The 15,310-nt window shown below is 68.8% G+C and carries 16 protein-coding genes; 13 read left to right on the top strand and 3 right to left on the bottom strand.

Annotated features, from left to right (window positions below):
* The first annotated feature begins 38 nt into the window (after nucleotides 1-38).
* The 10 genes from rhaS (at nucleotide 39) to KY500_RS17445 (ending at nucleotide 10,533) form a co-directional block, all read left to right on the top strand.
* On the top strand, nucleotides 39-1,091 hold the full coding sequence (gene rhaS / locus KY500_RS17490; RefSeq protein WP_255579522.1) for a rhamnose ABC transporter substrate-binding protein: 1,053 nt from the start codon (nucleotides 39-41) through the stop codon (nucleotides 1,089-1,091).
* 90 nt (nucleotides 1,092-1,181) lie between these two features.
* Entirely contained in the window at nucleotides 1,182-1,526 is a 345-nt protein-coding gene (locus KY500_RS17485) for an L-rhamnose mutarotase (RefSeq protein WP_219901613.1), read from the top strand.
* A gap of 122 nt (nucleotides 1,527-1,648) precedes the next feature.
* The gene (rhaI, locus tag KY500_RS17480) at nucleotides 1,649-2,815 is read left to right on the top strand and encodes an L-rhamnose isomerase (protein ID WP_219901612.1); all 1,167 of its coding nucleotides are present in this window, start codon (nucleotides 1,649-1,651) and stop codon (nucleotides 2,813-2,815) included.
* A gap of 134 nt (nucleotides 2,816-2,949) precedes the next feature.
* Nucleotides 2,950-4,986 carry a bifunctional aldolase/short-chain dehydrogenase gene (locus KY500_RS17475; protein WP_219901611.1) on the top strand — a complete coding sequence of 679 codons (2,037 nt, stop codon included), beginning with the start codon at nucleotides 2,950-2,952 and terminating at the stop codon, nucleotides 4,984-4,986.
* A gap of 112 nt (nucleotides 4,987-5,098) precedes the next feature.
* Nucleotides 5,099-6,574 (top strand): rhamnulokinase family protein, encoded by a 1,476-nt coding sequence (locus KY500_RS17470; protein ID WP_255579520.1) that lies wholly within the window; start codon nucleotides 5,099-5,101, stop codon nucleotides 6,572-6,574.
* A gap of 29 nt (nucleotides 6,575-6,603) precedes the next feature.
* Nucleotides 6,604-6,999 (top strand): DUF3592 domain-containing protein, encoded by a 396-nt coding sequence (locus tag KY500_RS17465; RefSeq protein ID WP_255579519.1) that lies wholly within the window; start codon nucleotides 6,604-6,606, stop codon nucleotides 6,997-6,999.
* Between the two features lie 126 nt (nucleotides 7,000-7,125).
* Nucleotides 7,126-7,716, top strand: coding sequence for a DJ-1/PfpI family protein (locus KY500_RS17460; protein ID WP_219901609.1), 591 nt, complete (start codon nucleotides 7,126-7,128; stop codon nucleotides 7,714-7,716).
* Between the two features lie 46 nt (nucleotides 7,717-7,762).
* Nucleotides 7,763-8,128, top strand: coding sequence for a LysR family transcriptional regulator (locus KY500_RS17455; protein WP_066591852.1), 366 nt, complete (start codon nucleotides 7,763-7,765; stop codon nucleotides 8,126-8,128).
* Nucleotides 8,129-8,447: 319 nt separating this feature from the next.
* The gene (locus KY500_RS17450) at nucleotides 8,448-9,266 is read left to right on the top strand and encodes a FadR/GntR family transcriptional regulator (protein ID WP_255579518.1); all 819 of its coding nucleotides are present in this window, start codon (nucleotides 8,448-8,450) and stop codon (nucleotides 9,264-9,266) included.
* Nucleotides 9,259-10,533, top strand: coding sequence for an alpha-hydroxy acid oxidase (locus KY500_RS17445; protein ID WP_219901607.1), 1,275 nt, complete (start codon nucleotides 9,259-9,261; stop codon nucleotides 10,531-10,533). Before KY500_RS17450 ends, KY500_RS17445 begins: the two co-directional genes overlap by 8 nt.
* Before the next feature lie 7 nt (nucleotides 10,534-10,540).
* Here KY500_RS17445 and rocD read toward each other — a convergent pair whose 3' ends face one another.
* Both rocD and ddaH read right to left on the bottom strand, forming a co-directional pair.
* On the bottom strand, nucleotides 10,541-11,797 hold the full coding sequence (gene rocD / locus KY500_RS17440; protein ID WP_219901606.1) for an ornithine--oxo-acid transaminase: 1,257 nt from the start codon (nucleotides 11,795-11,797) through the stop codon (nucleotides 10,541-10,543).
* Complete coding sequence (gene ddaH / locus KY500_RS17435; protein ID WP_219903508.1) at nucleotides 11,794-12,567, bottom strand: dimethylargininase; 774 nt, start codon at nucleotides 12,565-12,567, stop codon at nucleotides 11,794-11,796. Before ddaH ends, rocD begins: the two co-directional genes overlap by 4 nt.
* A 307-nt stretch (nucleotides 12,568-12,874) precedes the next feature.
* Here ddaH and KY500_RS17430 point away from each other — a divergent pair, with 307 nt between their 5' ends.
* The 3 genes from KY500_RS17430 (at nucleotide 12,875) to KY500_RS17420 (ending at nucleotide 14,716) form a co-directional block, all read left to right on the top strand.
* The gene (locus tag KY500_RS17430) at nucleotides 12,875-13,312 is read left to right on the top strand and encodes an Lrp/AsnC family transcriptional regulator (protein ID WP_120338460.1); all 438 of its coding nucleotides are present in this window, start codon (nucleotides 12,875-12,877) and stop codon (nucleotides 13,310-13,312) included.
* A 70-nt stretch (nucleotides 13,313-13,382) separates the two neighbouring features.
* A complete protein-coding gene (locus tag KY500_RS17425) occupies nucleotides 13,383-14,357 on the top strand; it encodes a hypothetical protein (RefSeq protein WP_219901605.1) in 975 nt (324 codons plus the stop codon).
* Nucleotides 14,354-14,716 carry a GntR family transcriptional regulator gene (locus KY500_RS17420; RefSeq protein WP_219901604.1) on the top strand — a complete coding sequence of 121 codons (363 nt, stop codon included), beginning with the start codon at nucleotides 14,354-14,356 and terminating at the stop codon, nucleotides 14,714-14,716. The genes KY500_RS17425 and KY500_RS17420 overlap by 4 nt, the downstream gene beginning before the upstream one ends.
* 25 nt (nucleotides 14,717-14,741) lie before the next feature.
* Here KY500_RS17420 and KY500_RS17415 read toward each other — a convergent pair whose 3' ends face one another.
* A complete protein-coding gene (locus KY500_RS17415; RefSeq protein ID WP_219901603.1) occupies nucleotides 14,742-15,182 on the bottom strand; it encodes a YdeI/OmpD-associated family protein in 441 nt (146 codons plus the stop codon).
* Between the last annotated feature and the right edge of the window lie 128 nt (nucleotides 15,183-15,310).

The raw sequence follows: 15,310 nt of genomic DNA, 5'->3' as shown, positions 1-15,310 counted from the left end.
CACATCGCTCCACACTCACCGCATTGAAAGGAAGAACAATGATGTTGTTTCACACACCCGGCACGGGCAAGACCCGCACAGCAGCCATCGCCGCCGTCGCCCTGAGCATCGCTCTCGTCGCCACCGGTTGCGCGGCCGAGACCAGCACCTCGGGCGGAACCGGCGGCGGCGACGACGCGAATCTCGCTATCACGTTCCTGCCCAAGAACCTGGGCAACCCGTACTTCGACACCTCGGACAACGGCGGCAAGAAGGCCATTGAGGAGTTCGGCGGCACCTATGCCGAAGTCGGCCCCGTCGAAGCCACCCCGGACGGCCAGGTCAGCTACATCAACACGCTCACCCAGCAGGGCGTCGGTGCCATCGTGATCTCGGCCAACGACCCCAAGGCCATCGGTGGGGCCCTCAACGAGGCTCGCGCCGCCGGCGTCAAGGTGGTCACTTTCGACTCGGACACCGACCCCGAGTACCGCGACGTGTTCATCAACCAGGCCGACGCCGAAGGCATCGCCAAGGTACAGGTGGACCTCATCGCCGAGCAGATCGAAGACGCCGGGGAAGTAGCCATCCTCTCGGCATCCGCCAACGCGACCAACCAGAACGCCTGGATCGAGCTGATGAAAGCCGACCTCACCACCAACCACCCGAACATCACCCTGGTGGAGACCGTGTACGGCGATGACGACGACCAGACCTCGTTCGACAAGACGGCGGCACTCCTGCAGAGCCACCCGAACCTCAAGGGCATCATGTCGCCGACGACGGTCGGTATCGCGGCAGCCGCCCGGTACCTGCAGACCTCCGAGTACAAGGGCAAGGTCGCGCTAACCGGTCTCGGCACTCCGAACCAGATGCGCGACTACGTCGACGACGGCACCGTCACCGCATTCGCCCTGTGGAACCCCGCCGACCTCGGCTTCCTGGCCGCCTACGCGGCGAAGGCTCTGATCGAGGGCGACATCACCGGCGCAGAGGGCGACAGCTTCGAAGCGGGTGACCTCGGCGAGTTCACCGTCGGCGCCGACGGCGTCGTGCTTCTCGGCGACCCGTTCGTCTTCAACGCGGACAACATCGGCGACTTCGACTTCTAGTCGGCCCGGCGGGATGGGTCGCCGAGCCTGTGGCGACCCACCCCTGCCCGCGTACTTCCCCGCCGTGCATCCCTGACGAAAGGTCCCGCCGTGCAGCGCGTCTGCTTCCAGCTCCAGGTGAAGCCCGAACGACTCAATGAGTACACCGCACGCCACGCCGCGGTATGGCCGGAGATGCTCGAGGCGCTGCGCGACACCGGCTGGACGAACTACTCGCTGTTCCTGCGCGAGGACGGACTCCTCATCGGGTATTTCGAGACTGAGTCTCTCGCGGCCGCTCAGGCCGGCATGGCCGCCACCACAGTGAACGCCCGCTGGCAGGCGGAGATGGCCCACTTCTTCGTCGGACTCGAGGGCGCGCCCGACCGGGGCTTCCTGCAGCTGCACGAAGTCTTCAACCTGGAGGACCAGCTGCGCCGCGCCCGCTCGGCCTGACTCGATGCCTGACCGCACCGGTCTGAATCCGCCGACTTGACCCCATCCGCTTGACTTGATTGAAACGATTCATTTAGACTCGCAGACACCACTCCCGGCTCTCACAGAGAAGTGATTTCCCCATGACGACGTTCGACTCCATCACCGCCCAGCTGGCCGCCCAGGCCATCGAACTGCCCTCCTGGGCATTCGGCAACTCCGGCACCCGGTTCAAGGTCTTCTCCACTCCCGGCACGCCCCGCACCATCCAAGAGAAGATCGCGGATGCCGCCACGGTACACACCCACACCGGGCTGGCACCCACCGTGGCCCTGCACATCCCCTGGGACAAGGTGGACGACTACGCGGCCCTCCGCGCCTTCGCCGGCGACCACGGCCTGGCGCTCGGCACGGTCAACTCCAACACCTTCCAGGACGACGCCTACAAGTTCGGCAGCCTCACCCACACGGATGCCGCCGTGCGCCAGAAGGCCATCGACCACCACTTCGACTGCATCGACATCATGCACGCCACCGGGTCGCAGGACCTCAAGATCTGGCTCGCCGACGGCACCAACTACCCGGGCCAGGGTGACATCCGCGGCCGCCAGGACCGGCTCGCCGACTCCCTCGCCGCGATCTACGAGCGGATCGGGGCCGAGCAGCGACTCGTGCTCGAGTACAAGTTCTTCGAGCCGGCTTTTTACCACACCGACGTGCCCGACTGGGGAACGTCCTACGCCCAGGTGTCGGCCCTCGGCGACCGCGCGCTGGTCTGTCTGGACACCGGCCACCACGCCCCCGGCACCAACATCGAGTTCATCGTCGCCCAGCTGTTGCGGCTGGGCAAGCTCGGCTCCTTCGACTTCAATTCCCGCTTCTACGCCGACGACGACCTCATCGTCGGCGCGGCCGATCCGTTCCAGCTGTTCCGGATCCTCTACGAGGTCATCCGCGGCGCAGGCTTCGGGCCGGACTCCCCCGTCGCCTTCATGCTCGACCAGTGCCACAACGTCGAAGACAAGATCCCCGGCCAGATCCGCTCGGTGCTCAACGTGCAGGAGATGACCGCCCGGGCGCTGCTCGTGGACGGCACGGCTCTCCGCGCGGCGCAGGACGCCAGCGACGTGCTCGGCGCCAACGGCATCCTGATGGACGCCTTCTACACCGACGTGCGCGGTGACCTCGCCGCCTGGCGTGAGACCCGCGGGCTGCCCGCCGACCCCATGGCCGCCTACGCGGCATCCGGCTACCAGGCGAAGATCGCCGCCGACCGCGCCGGTGGCCAACAGGCCGGTTGGGGCGCCTGACGCCCGCAACTGGTGCCAGTGCGGACAGGTGCGCCCCGCGTGCCGGGTGCACCTGTCCGGATCGGCACCAGTTGGGCCGCGTTGGCTCGCGGTCCCCCCTCTCCACCTCACTCTGACCTCGAAAGAAGCTCGTCATGACCAACCCCACCGCTCTGGAGCTCATCAGCCGCTCCAACCGGCTCGGCGCCGACCCGAAGAACACCAACTACGCCGGCGGAAACACCTCGGCCAAGGGCACCGAAATCGACCCGGTCACCGGAGAGGAGATCCAGCTGCTCTGGGTCAAGGGCTCCGGTGGCGACCTCGGCACCCTCACCGAGCCCGGGCTGGCCGTGCTGCGGCTGGACCGGATGCGTGCCCTCACGAACGTCTATCCCGGCGTCGACCGCGAGGACGAGATGGTCGCGGCCCTCGATTACACCCTGCACGGCAAGGGCGGCGCGGCGCCGTCGATCGACACCCCGATGCACGGGCTGGTGGATGCGGCGCACGTCGACCACCTGCACCCGGATGCCGGCATCGCCATCGCGACCGCCGCCGACGGCGAGGCCCTCACCGGCGCCATCTTCGGCGACCGGGTGGTCTGGGTGCCCTGGCGCCGACCCGGCTTCCAGCTGGGCCTGGACATCGCGGTCATCAAGGACGCCAATCCGCATGCCATCGGCTGCATCCTCGGCGGCCACGGCATCACGGCCTGGGGCGACACCAGCGCGGCCTGCGAGGCCAACTCGCTGTGGATCATCGACACCGCCACCGCCTACATCGCCGAGCACTCCTCGCCCGAACCGTTCGGCGCCGAGCTGACCGGCTTCGGCGCCCTGGCCGAGGCCGACCGCCGCGCCAAGGCGGCGGCCCTCGCCCCCACCCTGCGCGGCCTGTTCTCCACCGACAGCGCCAAGGTGGGTCACTTCACGGATGCTCCCGAGGTCCTGGACTTCCTCTCCCGCACCGAACACCCCAGGCTGGCGGCGCTCGGTACCAGCTGCCCGGACCACTTCCTGCGCACCAAGGTCAAGCCGATGCTGCTCGACCTGCCGGCCGAGGCATCCGTGGAGGACTCGATCGCGCGCCTGCAGGAGCTGCACGAGGCCTACCGGGCCGACTACCAGGCCTATTACGACCGGAACGCGGTCGAGGGCTCCCCCGCGATCCGCGGCGCCGACCCGCTGATCGTGCTGATTCCCGGCGTGGGCATGTTCAGCTACGGCGCGAACAAGCAGACCGCCCGAGTAGCCGGCGAGTTCTACCTCAACGCCATCAACGTGATGCGCGGCGCCGAGGGCCTCTCCAGCTACGAGCCCATCAACGAGGCCGAGAAGTTCGCGATCGAGTACTGGGCACTCGAAGAGGCCAAGCTGCAGCGGATGCCGAGGGCCAAACCGCTGGCCACCCGCGTGGCGCTCGTCACCGGCGCGGCCTCCGGCATCGGCAAGGCCATCGCCATTCGCCTGGCCGCAGAGGGCGCCTGCGTCGTGATCGCCGACCTCGACCTGGCGAAGGCGCAGGCCGCCGCCGCCGAGATCGGCGGCGAGGACGTGGCGATCGGCGTGCAGGCGAACGTCACCGACGAGGCGCAGGTGCAGGCATCCGTCGATGCCGCCGTGCTCGCGTTCGGCGGCCTCGACCTGGTCGTGAACAACGCCGGGCTGTCGCTGTCGAAGTCGCTGCTGGAGACGACCGTGGCCGACTGGGACCTGCAGCACAACGTGATGGCCAAGGGCTCGTTTCTGGTGTCGAGGGCTGCGGCGAAGGTGCTCATCGAGCAGAAGCTCGGCGGCGATATCATCTACATCTCGTCGAAGAACTCGGTGTTCGCCGGGCCCAACAACATCGCGTACTCGGCGACCAAGGCCGACCAGGCACACCAGGTGCGGTTGCTGGCGGCCGAGCTCGGCGAGTACGGCGTGAAGGTCAACGGTATCAACCCCGACGGCGTCGTGCGCGGCTCGGGCATCTTCGCCGGCGGCTGGGGCGCCAAGCGCGCCGCGGTGTACGGGGTGGCGGAAGACGATCTGGGCAAGTACTACGCCCAGCGCACCCTGCTCAAGCGCGAGGTGCTGCCCGAGAACGTGGCCAATGCCGTCTTCGTGCTCTGCACGAGCGACCTCAGCCACACCACTGGCCTGCACATCCCGGTCGACGCCGGCGTCGCCGCCGCGTTTTTGCGGTGAACGGCCCAGCGTTGCCAGCCTCAACCGCCAACTGTTCCCGTTCCGGACAAGTGCACCCGGTGTGCCGGGTGCACTTGTCCGCTGGGGGCGCAGTTGGATGGGCGGGGGCGTCGTGAGCACGGGGCGGGGCGCCGGGGGCACGGTCGCGGCCGTGGACCTGGGCGCATCGAGCGGCCGGGTGATGCTCGGGCAGGTCGGCCCGAACCGGCTCGACCTACATTCGGTGGCCCGGTTCCCCAACAACCCCGTGCGCACCATCGACGGCCTGCACTGGAACATCCTGGAGCTGTACCGCAACTCACTCGAAGGTCTGCGGGCCGCTGTGCGGGAGGCTCCGGAGCTGGCCAGCGTCGGGATCGACTCCTGGGCCGTCGACTACGCGCTCCTGCGCGGCGACCGGATGCTCGGCACCCCCTTCCACTACCGGGACGACCGGACCGCAGCGGGGGTGCAGACCACCCACGCCCTGGTGCCACCGATCGAGCTCTACGCGCGGAACGGCCTGCAGGTGCTGTCCTTCAACACCCTGTACCAGCTGGCGGCGGACAGAGCCAGCGGGGACCTCGCGGTCGCCGATGGCCTGCTGCTGATCCCCGATCTGCTCGGGTTCTGGCTGACCGGCCGGCGGGTCGCCGAGCGCAGCAACGCCTCGACCACCGGGCTGCTGCGCGCCGTCGGGGGCACCGCCGCCGAGTGGGACACCGAGCTGATGCACCGGCTGGGCCTGCCGCGCACGCTGTTTCCCGACCTGGTAGCCGCGGGCGAAGCCATCGGGCCGCTGCTGCCTTCCGTGGCCGCCGATGTCGGTGTGAGCCGGCTCGAGCTGGTGGCTGTGGGATCGCACGACACCGCGTCCGCCGTGGTGGGCGTGCCGATGCTCACCGACGACTGCGCCTATATCTCCAGCGGCACCTGGTCGCTCGTGGGGGTCGAGCTCTCGGCGCCGGTGCTCTCGGAGGCCAGCCGTGCGGCGAACTTCACCAACGAGGGCGGCGTGGACGGTCGCGTGCGCTACCTCCGCAACGTGATGGGCCTGTGGCTGCTCAGCGAGTCGATCCGCAGCTGGGCACGCGACGGCGACACCGTCGAACTGCCGGCCCTGCTCGCCCAGGCCGCCGCACTGCCCGGGCCGACCGATGTCTTCGACGTCGACGACACCCGCTTCCTGGCGCCGGGAAACATCCCCGACCGCATCGACGAGTACTGCCGGGAGCACGGCATCCGCCCACCCGGCAGCAGGGCAGAGCTGGTGCGCAGCATCGTGGAGAGCCTCGCGGCTGCCTACGCCCGCACCCTCCGCACGATCACCGAGCTCTCGGGACAGCCCGTGCGCACGGTGCATCTCGTGGGCGGCGGCTCCCAGAACGAGCTGCTCTGCCAGCTCACGGCCGATTACACCGGGCTGCCGGTGCTGGCCGGTCCGGTGGAGGCCACGGCGATCGGGAACGTGCTGGTGCAGGCCCGCGCGCAAGGCTTCGCCACCGGCAGCTTGGAAAGCCTGCGGGCGCTCGTGCACCAGGCGCATCCGCCCCGCGTCTACTCGCCGACACCGCGGGGCCTGGTCGCGCACGATAACATTTCAGACTAGGCAGAGCGACACGGAAACGGCGGGCACGGGTGGACCTTCACGCGATCATCTCGATGCTCAGCGAGATCTTCACCATCGTGGGCCTGCTCGTCGGTCTTCCGCTCTACATCGCCGGCCTGTCCGTGCGTGGTTTCGGCGGTCGTTGGGTGCAGACCGACGGCGTCGTCGCGGCCACGGCCTCTGGCCCGGTGATTCGCTGGTTCGACAGCACCGGCGAGGTGCACGAGGCCCTGGCCGACAGCCACGAGACGGTGCACCTGGATCCCGGCGACGACGTCACGGTGTGGTTCAGCGCCCGGTCCCCCCAGCGCTGCCGAACCCATTCGCCCGACCACGACGGCAAGGCCCTGCGGCTGACCGGCCTGATCTTGCTCGTCCTCGGTGTCGCCTCGGCGATCCTGGGCGTCGTCCTGCTCTTCTTCTAGCCGTTCGACCTGCTCGTCACGACCCGGCGGTCGCGGCGGCATGCGAGAGGGGTTGCCGTGAGACCCGCGCCGACGGATGCTGGCGTCCAGAACCATATCCAGAATCTCCATACAGAGAGGTATGCCATGGACAAGATCATCATTCTCACCGGAGACGCCGCCGAGACGCTCGAGGTGTTCTACCCGTACCAGCGCCTGCGCGAGGCCGGCTACGAGGTGCACATCGCCGCCCCGGAGAAGAAGAAACTGCAATTCGTGGTGCACGACTTCGTCGACGGCTTCGACACCTACACCGAGAAACTCGGCCACATGTGGGATGCCGATATCGCGTTCAAGGATGTGAATCCGTCCGACTATCTGGCCGTGGTGGTTCCGGGCGGCCGGGCGCCGGAGTACATCCGCAACGATGAGGACGCCAAGCGCATCGTGCGGCACTTCTTCGAGACCAACGCGCCGGTCGCCGCGCTCTGCCACGGGCCGATGCTGCTGGCCGCGGCCGGAGTGCTGCAGGGGCGCACCTCCTCGGCGTATCCCGCCCTCAAACTGGACGTGGAACTGGGCGGCGGCACCTTCGAGAACGGTGCGGCCGTCGTCGACGGCAACCTGGTGTCCGGCCGAGCCTGGCCCGACCACCCCGAATGGATGCGCGAATTCATGAAGCTGCTCGACGACGCCCGGGTGCGGACCCGGCCCGTGGAGGCCGCCGCCACCGCGTAGCCTGTATGCAGGTACGCGATTCGCGCGTGCGGCAGAGAGGATGCCCGTGGACACCACACTGCTCCGGCGTTTTGTCGCCGTCGCCGAGGAACTGGACATCGCTCGCGCCGCGAAGAACCTCAACGTCTCGCGTACGACGCTGATGAAGTCGGTCGCCTCCCTGGAGGCCGAGCTCGGTGTGCCGCTTTTCGAACCTGCCGCCGACAACCCCTTCCTCACCGAAGCCGGGATCGCCCTGCTAGCCGAGTCGAAGGGGCTGCTGGCCCACATGCCACCGGCCGGCGGCCCCTCCCAGGGCTCGGGCAACAGCAGTGGATCCGGCGGCGGTAAGGCCAAAGCCTCAAAGGGTCGCGGTCGCGCGCCCGCCGTCAAGGGCCAGTCCGCGCCGGGCAAGCGACGCCAGTCCCGCTGACCCCATCGAGGACAAGCGGACGCGGCTGAGCGACCTCGCCGCCGTCCGCGCGGTCGGCCGGATGACGGCCGGCTGACCTCGCACGTCGAGTTCGAACGCGCCTGATACAACGTCGCCTCCACCGGCATCGCCGCTCTCTTCCCGGCATAACGGGCCGGGTACCCGGGGTGGATTTTCGCGCGTCGGCTGGCTAGGCTGTGTGGTCAGACCACATGGTCGGCGCAGGGACCGCGCCGAGTATCGGCACACCGCATGCCAGAGCACCACGCACCAACACACAGCACGCCAGACCCACAGCCCGCCAATGGAGGAGGACACCGTGACCGTCGACGAACGCCGTGCCTGGGAGATCGTGCTCGCCCATATCGAGGACGACCTGCTCGGCGGTCGGCTGAAGCCCGGCGACCGCCTGCCCGGCGAGCGCGCCCTGGCCACCGACCTGGGTGTGGGCCGCTCGAGCGTGCGTGAAGCCATCCGGGTGCTGGAGGTTCTCGGACTCGTGCGCACCAACGTGGGGTCAGGTCCCACCGCCGGTGCGATCATCGTGGCGTTGCCCGGCGGCGGCATGAGCGCCCTGATGCGCCTCCAGGTCGCGGCGCAGGGCTTCCCGGTGGCCGACATCGTGAAGACCCGGCTCGTTCTGGAAACGGCCGTGGCCGCCGAACTCGCCGAGGCCGTGCTGTCGGCGGCCCTGCTGCATCCCGACCGGTTGCACCCCGACCGGTCTACCCCCGACCTGAGCCGATGTGTCCAACTGCTCGCCGCGATGGATGCCGATGGCCTGACCGAAGACGAATTCCTCGCCCTCGACGCGGCCTTCCACCTGTCGCTGGCCGAAGCCTGCGGCAACCAGGTGGTGATCGCCACCATGTCCGGGTTGCGGGACGCCATCGAGGGCTATGTGCGCGCCGGCGTGGCCCGGCTGGCCTCGTGGCCCGACACCAGCGCCCGGCTGCGCGCCGAGCACCGCGGCATCCTGGCGGCCATCGAAGCCGCCGACCCGGCCTCGGCCCACAGCCTCGTGCACGCCCACATCTCCGGCTACTACGCCGAGACCCGGCTCACCCCGGCCCACAGCTTCTCCGCCCTTCCCGCAGACCCGCCCATCCCCGCTGAGACAGGACCCGTCCATGGTTGACCGCCGCATTCCCAAGTTCAAAGACCTTGCCCCGCTCATGCAGTTCAAGGTGCCAGAGCTCAACGCCAAGAAGCGCCGTCTCGACGCTGCGCTCACCATCCACGACCTGCGGGCTATCGCGAAGAAGCGAACCCCCAAGGCCGCGTTCGACTACACCGAGGGCGCCGCGGAGGGGGAGATCTCGCTGCAGCGCGCCCGGCAGGCCTTCGAGGACATCGAGTTCCAGCCGTCGATCCTGCGCGATGTGTCAACGGTGTCCACCGGATGGGACGTGCTCGGCGCCCCAGTGGCGCAGCCGTTCGGCATCGCGCCCACCGGCTTCACCCGCATGATGCAGACGGAGGGCGAGATCGCCGGCGCCCATGCGGCCGCGAAGGCGGGCATCCCGTTCTCACTGTCGACCATGGGTACCACGGCCATCGAGGACGTCAAGAAGGCCAACCCGCACGGTCGCAACTGGTTCCAGCTCTACATGTGGAAGGACCGCGACCGGTCGATGGCACTGGTGGAGCGGGCCGCCGCCGCGGGCTTCGACACCCTGCTCGTGACGGTGGACGTGCCGGTTGCCGGTGCGCGCCTGCGTGACAAGCGCAACGGCTTCTCCATCCCGCCGCAGCTCACTCTGGGCACCGTGGTCAACGCGCTGCCGCGGCCGGAGTGGTGGATCAACTTCCTCACCACCGAACCGCTCGCCTTCGCCAGCCTCGACCGCTGGAGCGGCACCGTGGGCGAACTGCTCGACACCATGTTCGACCCCACCGTGACCTTCGAGGACCTCGCCTGGATCAAGGCGCAGTGGCCGGGCAAGGTTGTGGTCAAGGGCGTGCAGAACCTCGCCGACGCGAAGAAGCTCGCCGACCTCGGCGTGGACGGCATCACCCTGTCCAACCACGGCGGCCGGCAGCTGGACCGGGCGCCGATCCCGTTCCACCTGCTGCCCAGCGTGGCCCGCGAGGTGGGCAACGACCTCGAGGTGCACCTGGACACGGGCATCATGAGCGGCGCCGACATCGTGGCCTCCGTGGCGCTCGGCGCCCGCTTCACCATGATCGGCCGCGCCTACCTCTACGGCCTGATGGCCGGCGGTGAGGCCGGCGTGGACCGGGCCATCCAGATCCTGTCCGACCAGGTGGCCCGCACCATGCGGCTACTGGGCGTGAACTCGCTCGAGGAGCTCGAGCCCGCGCACGTCACCCAGCTCACCCGGCTGGGCCGGATCGACCCGCTGGCCGCGCAGGCCGTGGAGGCCCTGCCCGGCCGCTTTTAACGGGCGATCAGGCGGCGAATTCCTCGAGTACGGCCGCGAGCTGGTCGACGGCCCAGTCCAGGTCCTCGGCCGAGACCACCAGCGGCGGGGCGAGGCGGATGGTGGAGCCGTGGGTGTCCTTCGCGAGCACACCACGCTCCATCAGGGCCTCGCAGACCGCGCGGCCACTCGCCAGGGCCGGGTCGATGTCGATGCCGGCCCAGAGCCCGGCGCCGCGCACCTCGAGCACCCCGTGGCCGACCAGTCCGAGCAGGCGCTCGTGCAGGTGGGCGCCGAGGTCCTGCGCCCGCTGCTGGTATTCGCCGGTAGCGAGCAGGTTCACCACGGCCAGGCCGACGGCCGCGGCCAACGGGTTGCCGCCGAAGGTGGACCCGTGTTCGCCCGGGCGCAGCACGCCGAGGATGTCGGCGTTGCCGACGACGGCCGAGACCGGCACGATGCCGCCGCCGAGGGCCTTGCCGAGCAGGTAGAGGTCGGGCACGACGCCGGCGAGTTCCACCGCGAAAGTGGCGCCGGTGCGGCCGAGGCCGGACTGGATCTCATCGGCGATGAACAGCACGTTGTGCCGGGTGGTGATCTCCCGCACCGCGGGCAGGTAGTCCGCCGGTGGCACCACGATGCCGGCCTCGCCCTGGATGGGCTCGATCAGCACGGCCACGGTGTTCTCGTCGATGGCCGCCTCGAGCGCGGCGGCGTCCCCGTAGGGCACCGTGCGGAAGCCCGGTGTGAACGGGCCGAAGTCGGCGCGGGCCGAGTCGTCGTCGGAGAAGCTGATGATGGTGGTGGTGCGGCCGTGGAAGTTGCCGCCGGCGACGATGATGTTGGCCATCCCCGCCGCAACGCCCTTCACCCGGTAGCCCCAGGCGCGGGCCACCTTGATGCCGGATTCCACGGCTTCGGCGCCGGTGTTCATCGGCAGCACCATGTCCTTGCCGGCCAGCTTGGCCAGCGCAGTGACGAAGGGGCCCAGCTGGTCGTTGTGGAAGGCGCGGCTGGTGAGCGTGATGCGCCCGAGTTGGGCGCGCGCGGCATCCAGCAGGACGGGGTTGGAGTGGCCGAAGTTGACCGCGGAGTACGCCGCGAGGCAGTCCAGGTAGCGCTTGCCGTTGATGTCGGTGACCCAGGCGCCATCACCGGAAGCGACGACCACGGGCAGCGGGTGGTAGTTGTGCGCCGCGTGGGCGTTCTCCAGCGCGATGGCCGCGGACTGGTCGGTCAGGCCGACCTGGGCGGTGAGGCCGGTCTGGTCGGTCAGGGCGCTCATCGGCGCAGCTCCAGAGTGCAGCACTTCACGCCTCCGCCGCCGAGCAGCAACTCGGACAGGTCCACACCGATCGGGTTGTAACCGCGTTCACGTAGTTGACGTTCGAAGTCCTTGGCCCGGGCGGCGATCACGACGTTGTACCCGTCGGAGTAGGAATTGAGGCCGAGGATGGCGGCATCCTCTTCGGTGACGATGATCGCATCGGGGAAGCGCTCGCGCAGGATCGCCAGGCTCGGCTCGTCGAAGGCGCTGGGCAGGTAGGCGATGTTGGTGTCATCGAGCACGGCCACGGCGGTGTCGAGGTGGTAGAAACTCGGGTTGACCAGCTTGAGGGTGATCACCGGGCGACCGTAAATGGCCGAGACCTCTTCGTGGCTGTTCGACGCACTGCGGAATCCGGTTCCGGCCAGGATCACATCGCCGACGAGCAGGAAGTCACCCTCGCCCTCGTTGATCTCGACGGGCTCGCGCACGTCGAAGCCGTTGGCGCCGAACCAGTCCATATAGGCCGGGCCTTCGGGCTGCCGCTGGGGGTAGGTGAACTTGGCGCCGTAGGCGATGCCGTCGATGACGAAGCCTCCGTTGGCCGCGTAGACCATGTCGGGCAGCCCGTCGATCGGGTCGATCAGGTGCACGTCGAAGCCGAGGCCGACGTAGGTGTCGTACAGGGTCTGCCACTGGGCGACGGCGAGGCTCGTGTCGGTGGGCAGCGCCGGGTCCATCCACGGATTGATCCGGTAGACCACGGTGAAGTAGTCGGGCTTACACATCAGGATCGTGCGGGTGACCGGCGTGCGAGTCACAGGCGCGGGCAGCACAGACTCGTTCGGGGTAGCGGATGCGACATCAAGTGACACGGGAGCTCCTCTGTTGGCGGTCCGTCGGCCAGGCCTGGACGGAACGCGGGTGGGTGGCGGACCAGGTCGCTCTCGAGAGCCCGGCGCGACCGGTGGGACCGGTCATGCAGGGACGCCGGTTCCAGTCTCACACAGCATGAATCGACGTTTCCTGCGAATCCGCGCATGTAACACGCGTTTCGCAGGGAAAGGGCGCAAGTTCGACGCGTAGACTCGAGGGATGGACAACCTCGATCGCGGCATTCTCGACCTCCTCCGCCAGAACGCGCGGGCCGGCTACGGCGATATCGGCTCCGTGGTGGGGCTGTCCGCCTCGGCCGTCAAGCGCCGGGTGGACAAGCTCGTCGCCGACAAGGTGATCCGCGGCTTCACGATCCAGGTCGATCCGTCGATCGACGGGATGAGCACCGAGGCCTATGTGGAGCTGTTCTGCCGCGGAACCGTCGCTCCCGACGAGCTACTGCGCATCCTCTCCGGTGTTCCGGAGGTCGTGGACGCCGGCACGGTGACCGGCAGCGCCGATGCCATTGTGCACATCCGGGCCCGGGATATCCCGGGGCTCGAGGCTGCACTGGAGAAGGTGCGCCTGGCGCCCAACGTCGATCACACCCGCAGCGCGATAGTGCTCACCCGGCTGATCCACCGCGGCGCGGAGTAGCGCCACGGGCCCTTGACGCCTCTGACCCGGCTTGTTAGCTTGGTACAAACGTCAAACAAAAGAGGATCCCGTGGACTACTACAAGATCACCGTGCTTGTCGTCTGTGGCGTGATGCTGATCGTGTTCGGTTGGCTGGCTCTCCGCACGACGAAAGTGAGCGCTCGCGCGTTACGTGAGACGGCTCGCCGAGCCGGACTGGCAATCACTCCCGAGGTTGAACCCGTCTTGGTCGCCCGCATCCGAGCCCGTACTCGCTCAATATTGATCGGCACAGTCATCGCGCTGATCGTTGCCGCGGCCGTGCTTCTGACGCTGCCCGTCACGGCGGACGGCGCCGCCTCCGCGCCCCTGCTGCTCGTCGTGCTCACGGGCCTGGGCGCCGCGCTCGGTGCTGCCGTGGCGGAATCCAGATCGGCACTTGTCTCACTCGGCAATCGTCCTCGCCTGGCTCGAACCCCCACGCCCACGCGCGCGGACTACCTTTCCACCGTAGATCGCTGGTGCGGCCCTGCGCTTCTCGGCTTCAGCGGCGTCGCTCTGGTCGGCATGGCCGTTGTGATCCTCGCAAACCCGGACGCAGCCTTCGCAGGCGCCGACCTTGGGGCCCTGTGGTGGCCCGGTGCTGCGATCTGGCTCATCGCGCTCACGTCAGCGGTGACAGGCCGGATTCTGACCATGCGCGTCCTCCAGACAGGGCAGCCGGCCAGGGACGACATAGAGCTGGCGTGGTCCGACGCGCTTCGGAGCCTGACCTTGCGTGCCTTCGCGCAGGCACCGGCGGTCGGAGCGGTCTGCAGCGTCATTACGGTCTTGCAAACCATGAGCGCCGCGTCGGCCGACGCACAGGGCGCCGGGCGAATCATCTCCCTGGCCGCCTCGGTGGCCCTCCTTGTCTTCGCGCTGGCTCTCGTCTGGTTAGCCCTGTGGTTGGCGTTCGCGAACCCGATTCCGCACTACCTCACGCGACTGTGGCCCGCGGTGGCGGCACAGCTGCGGGCTTCGGCACAGGCCGTCACTGCCTCGCCAGATCAGGCCCGGCCATGAGACTGCTCATCGACCCAAGCTCCACCACCCCGCCCTTCGAGCAGATCCGGATGCAGGTCATCGAGGCCGTGCGCACCGGCGCCCTGACGCCCGGCGACAAGCTGCCCACGGTGCGCCGCCTGGCGGAGGACCTGGGCCTGGCCCCGAACACGGTGGCGCGCAGCTACCGTGCGCTGGAGCAGGACGAGGTGATCGAGACCCGCGGGCGGCTCGGCTCCTTCGTGGCTGCGACAGGGGATGCGACGCAGCGGCAGATGCAACTGGCCGCGGTCACCTACGCCGAACGGGCAAAATCCCTCGGGGTCGGCACCGACCAGGCGCTGGCGATCGTGCGGGCGGCGCTCGGAGCGGCGGGTTGAGGCTGCCCCCAGTCAGACACCCGCGTCAGGCCCCGCGCAGCTCCGAGAGCACGGCGTCGAGGCTCCTCTGCCGGGTGGCTTCGGTCTTGGCGCCGTCAATCGCCAGCACGTGCCGGCGCTGGTTGGAGTATGAGAGCCCGTCGAAAGCCGTGCGGGCGGCCGGGTCCGCGGCGAGCGCGGCGGTGAGAGCTGCCGGTTCCTCAACGGTGCGCGGTTGGTCGTCGAGCTCGATGGTGACCTCCACCTCGTCGCCGCCCACCACACCGGCCTTGTCGCGGTTGTCAGCGCTCAGGGCGATCATGTACTTGCCCCGGTAGGGCGCGACCGAGCTTCGGTAGCTGTGCCCGTTGACCGTGACGGTGATGGCGTGCCGCTTGCCAGGGCCGAGCGACGCGACCACGTCGTCGGGAACCGGAATGCCGGTTGCGGTGGCACCGGATTGCTCGATCACGGTTCGAAATTCCATAGCCCGAGTATGCCGCCCACCCGCTCGGGCAGCAAGCGTGCCCGGGCAGCCAGCGCGTACGCATCCCAAACTGGGTCGGGGCGCGCTCGTGACGTGCTCCGTTGGTGCATTTCCGGGCCCTCCCGCCT

Source organism: Cryobacterium sp. PAMC25264 (genome assembly GCF_019443325.1).
GTDB lineage: Bacteria > Actinomycetota > Actinomycetes > Actinomycetales > Microbacteriaceae > Cryobacterium.
This window is presented reverse-complemented; position numbering and strand designations above follow the sequence as displayed.

Excerpts from the sequence above, each read along its gene's own strand:
- rhaS (WP_255579522.1), top strand. The coding sequence starts at position 39 with ATGATGTTGTTTCACACACCCGGCACGGGCAAGACCCGCACAGCAGCC.
- rhaI (WP_219901612.1), top strand. The coding sequence starts at position 1,649 with ATGACGACGTTCGACTCCATCACCGCCCAGCTGGCCGCCCAGGCCATC.
- KY500_RS17475 (WP_219901611.1), top strand. The coding sequence starts at position 2,950 with ATGACCAACCCCACCGCTCTGGAGCTCATCAGCCGCTCCAACCGGCTC.
- KY500_RS17460 (WP_219901609.1), top strand. The coding sequence starts at position 7,126 with ATGGACAAGATCATCATTCTCACCGGAGACGCCGCCGAGACGCTCGAG.
- KY500_RS17445 (WP_219901607.1), top strand. The coding sequence starts at position 9,259 with ATGGTTGACCGCCGCATTCCCAAGTTCAAAGACCTTGCCCCGCTCATG.
- rocD (WP_219901606.1), bottom strand. The coding sequence starts at position 11,797 with ATGAGCGCCCTGACCGACCAGACCGGCCTCACCGCCCAGGTCGGCCTG.
- ddaH (WP_219903508.1), bottom strand. The coding sequence starts at position 12,567 with ATGTGTAAGCCCGACTACTTCACCGTGGTCTACCGGATCAATCCGTGG.
- KY500_RS17430 (WP_120338460.1), top strand. The coding sequence starts at position 12,875 with ATGGACAACCTCGATCGCGGCATTCTCGACCTCCTCCGCCAGAACGCG.
- KY500_RS17420 (WP_219901604.1), top strand. The coding sequence starts at position 14,354 with ATGAGACTGCTCATCGACCCAAGCTCCACCACCCCGCCCTTCGAGCAG.
- KY500_RS17415 (WP_219901603.1), bottom strand. The coding sequence starts at position 15,182 with ATGGAATTTCGAACCGTGATCGAGCAATCCGGTGCCACCGCAACCGGC.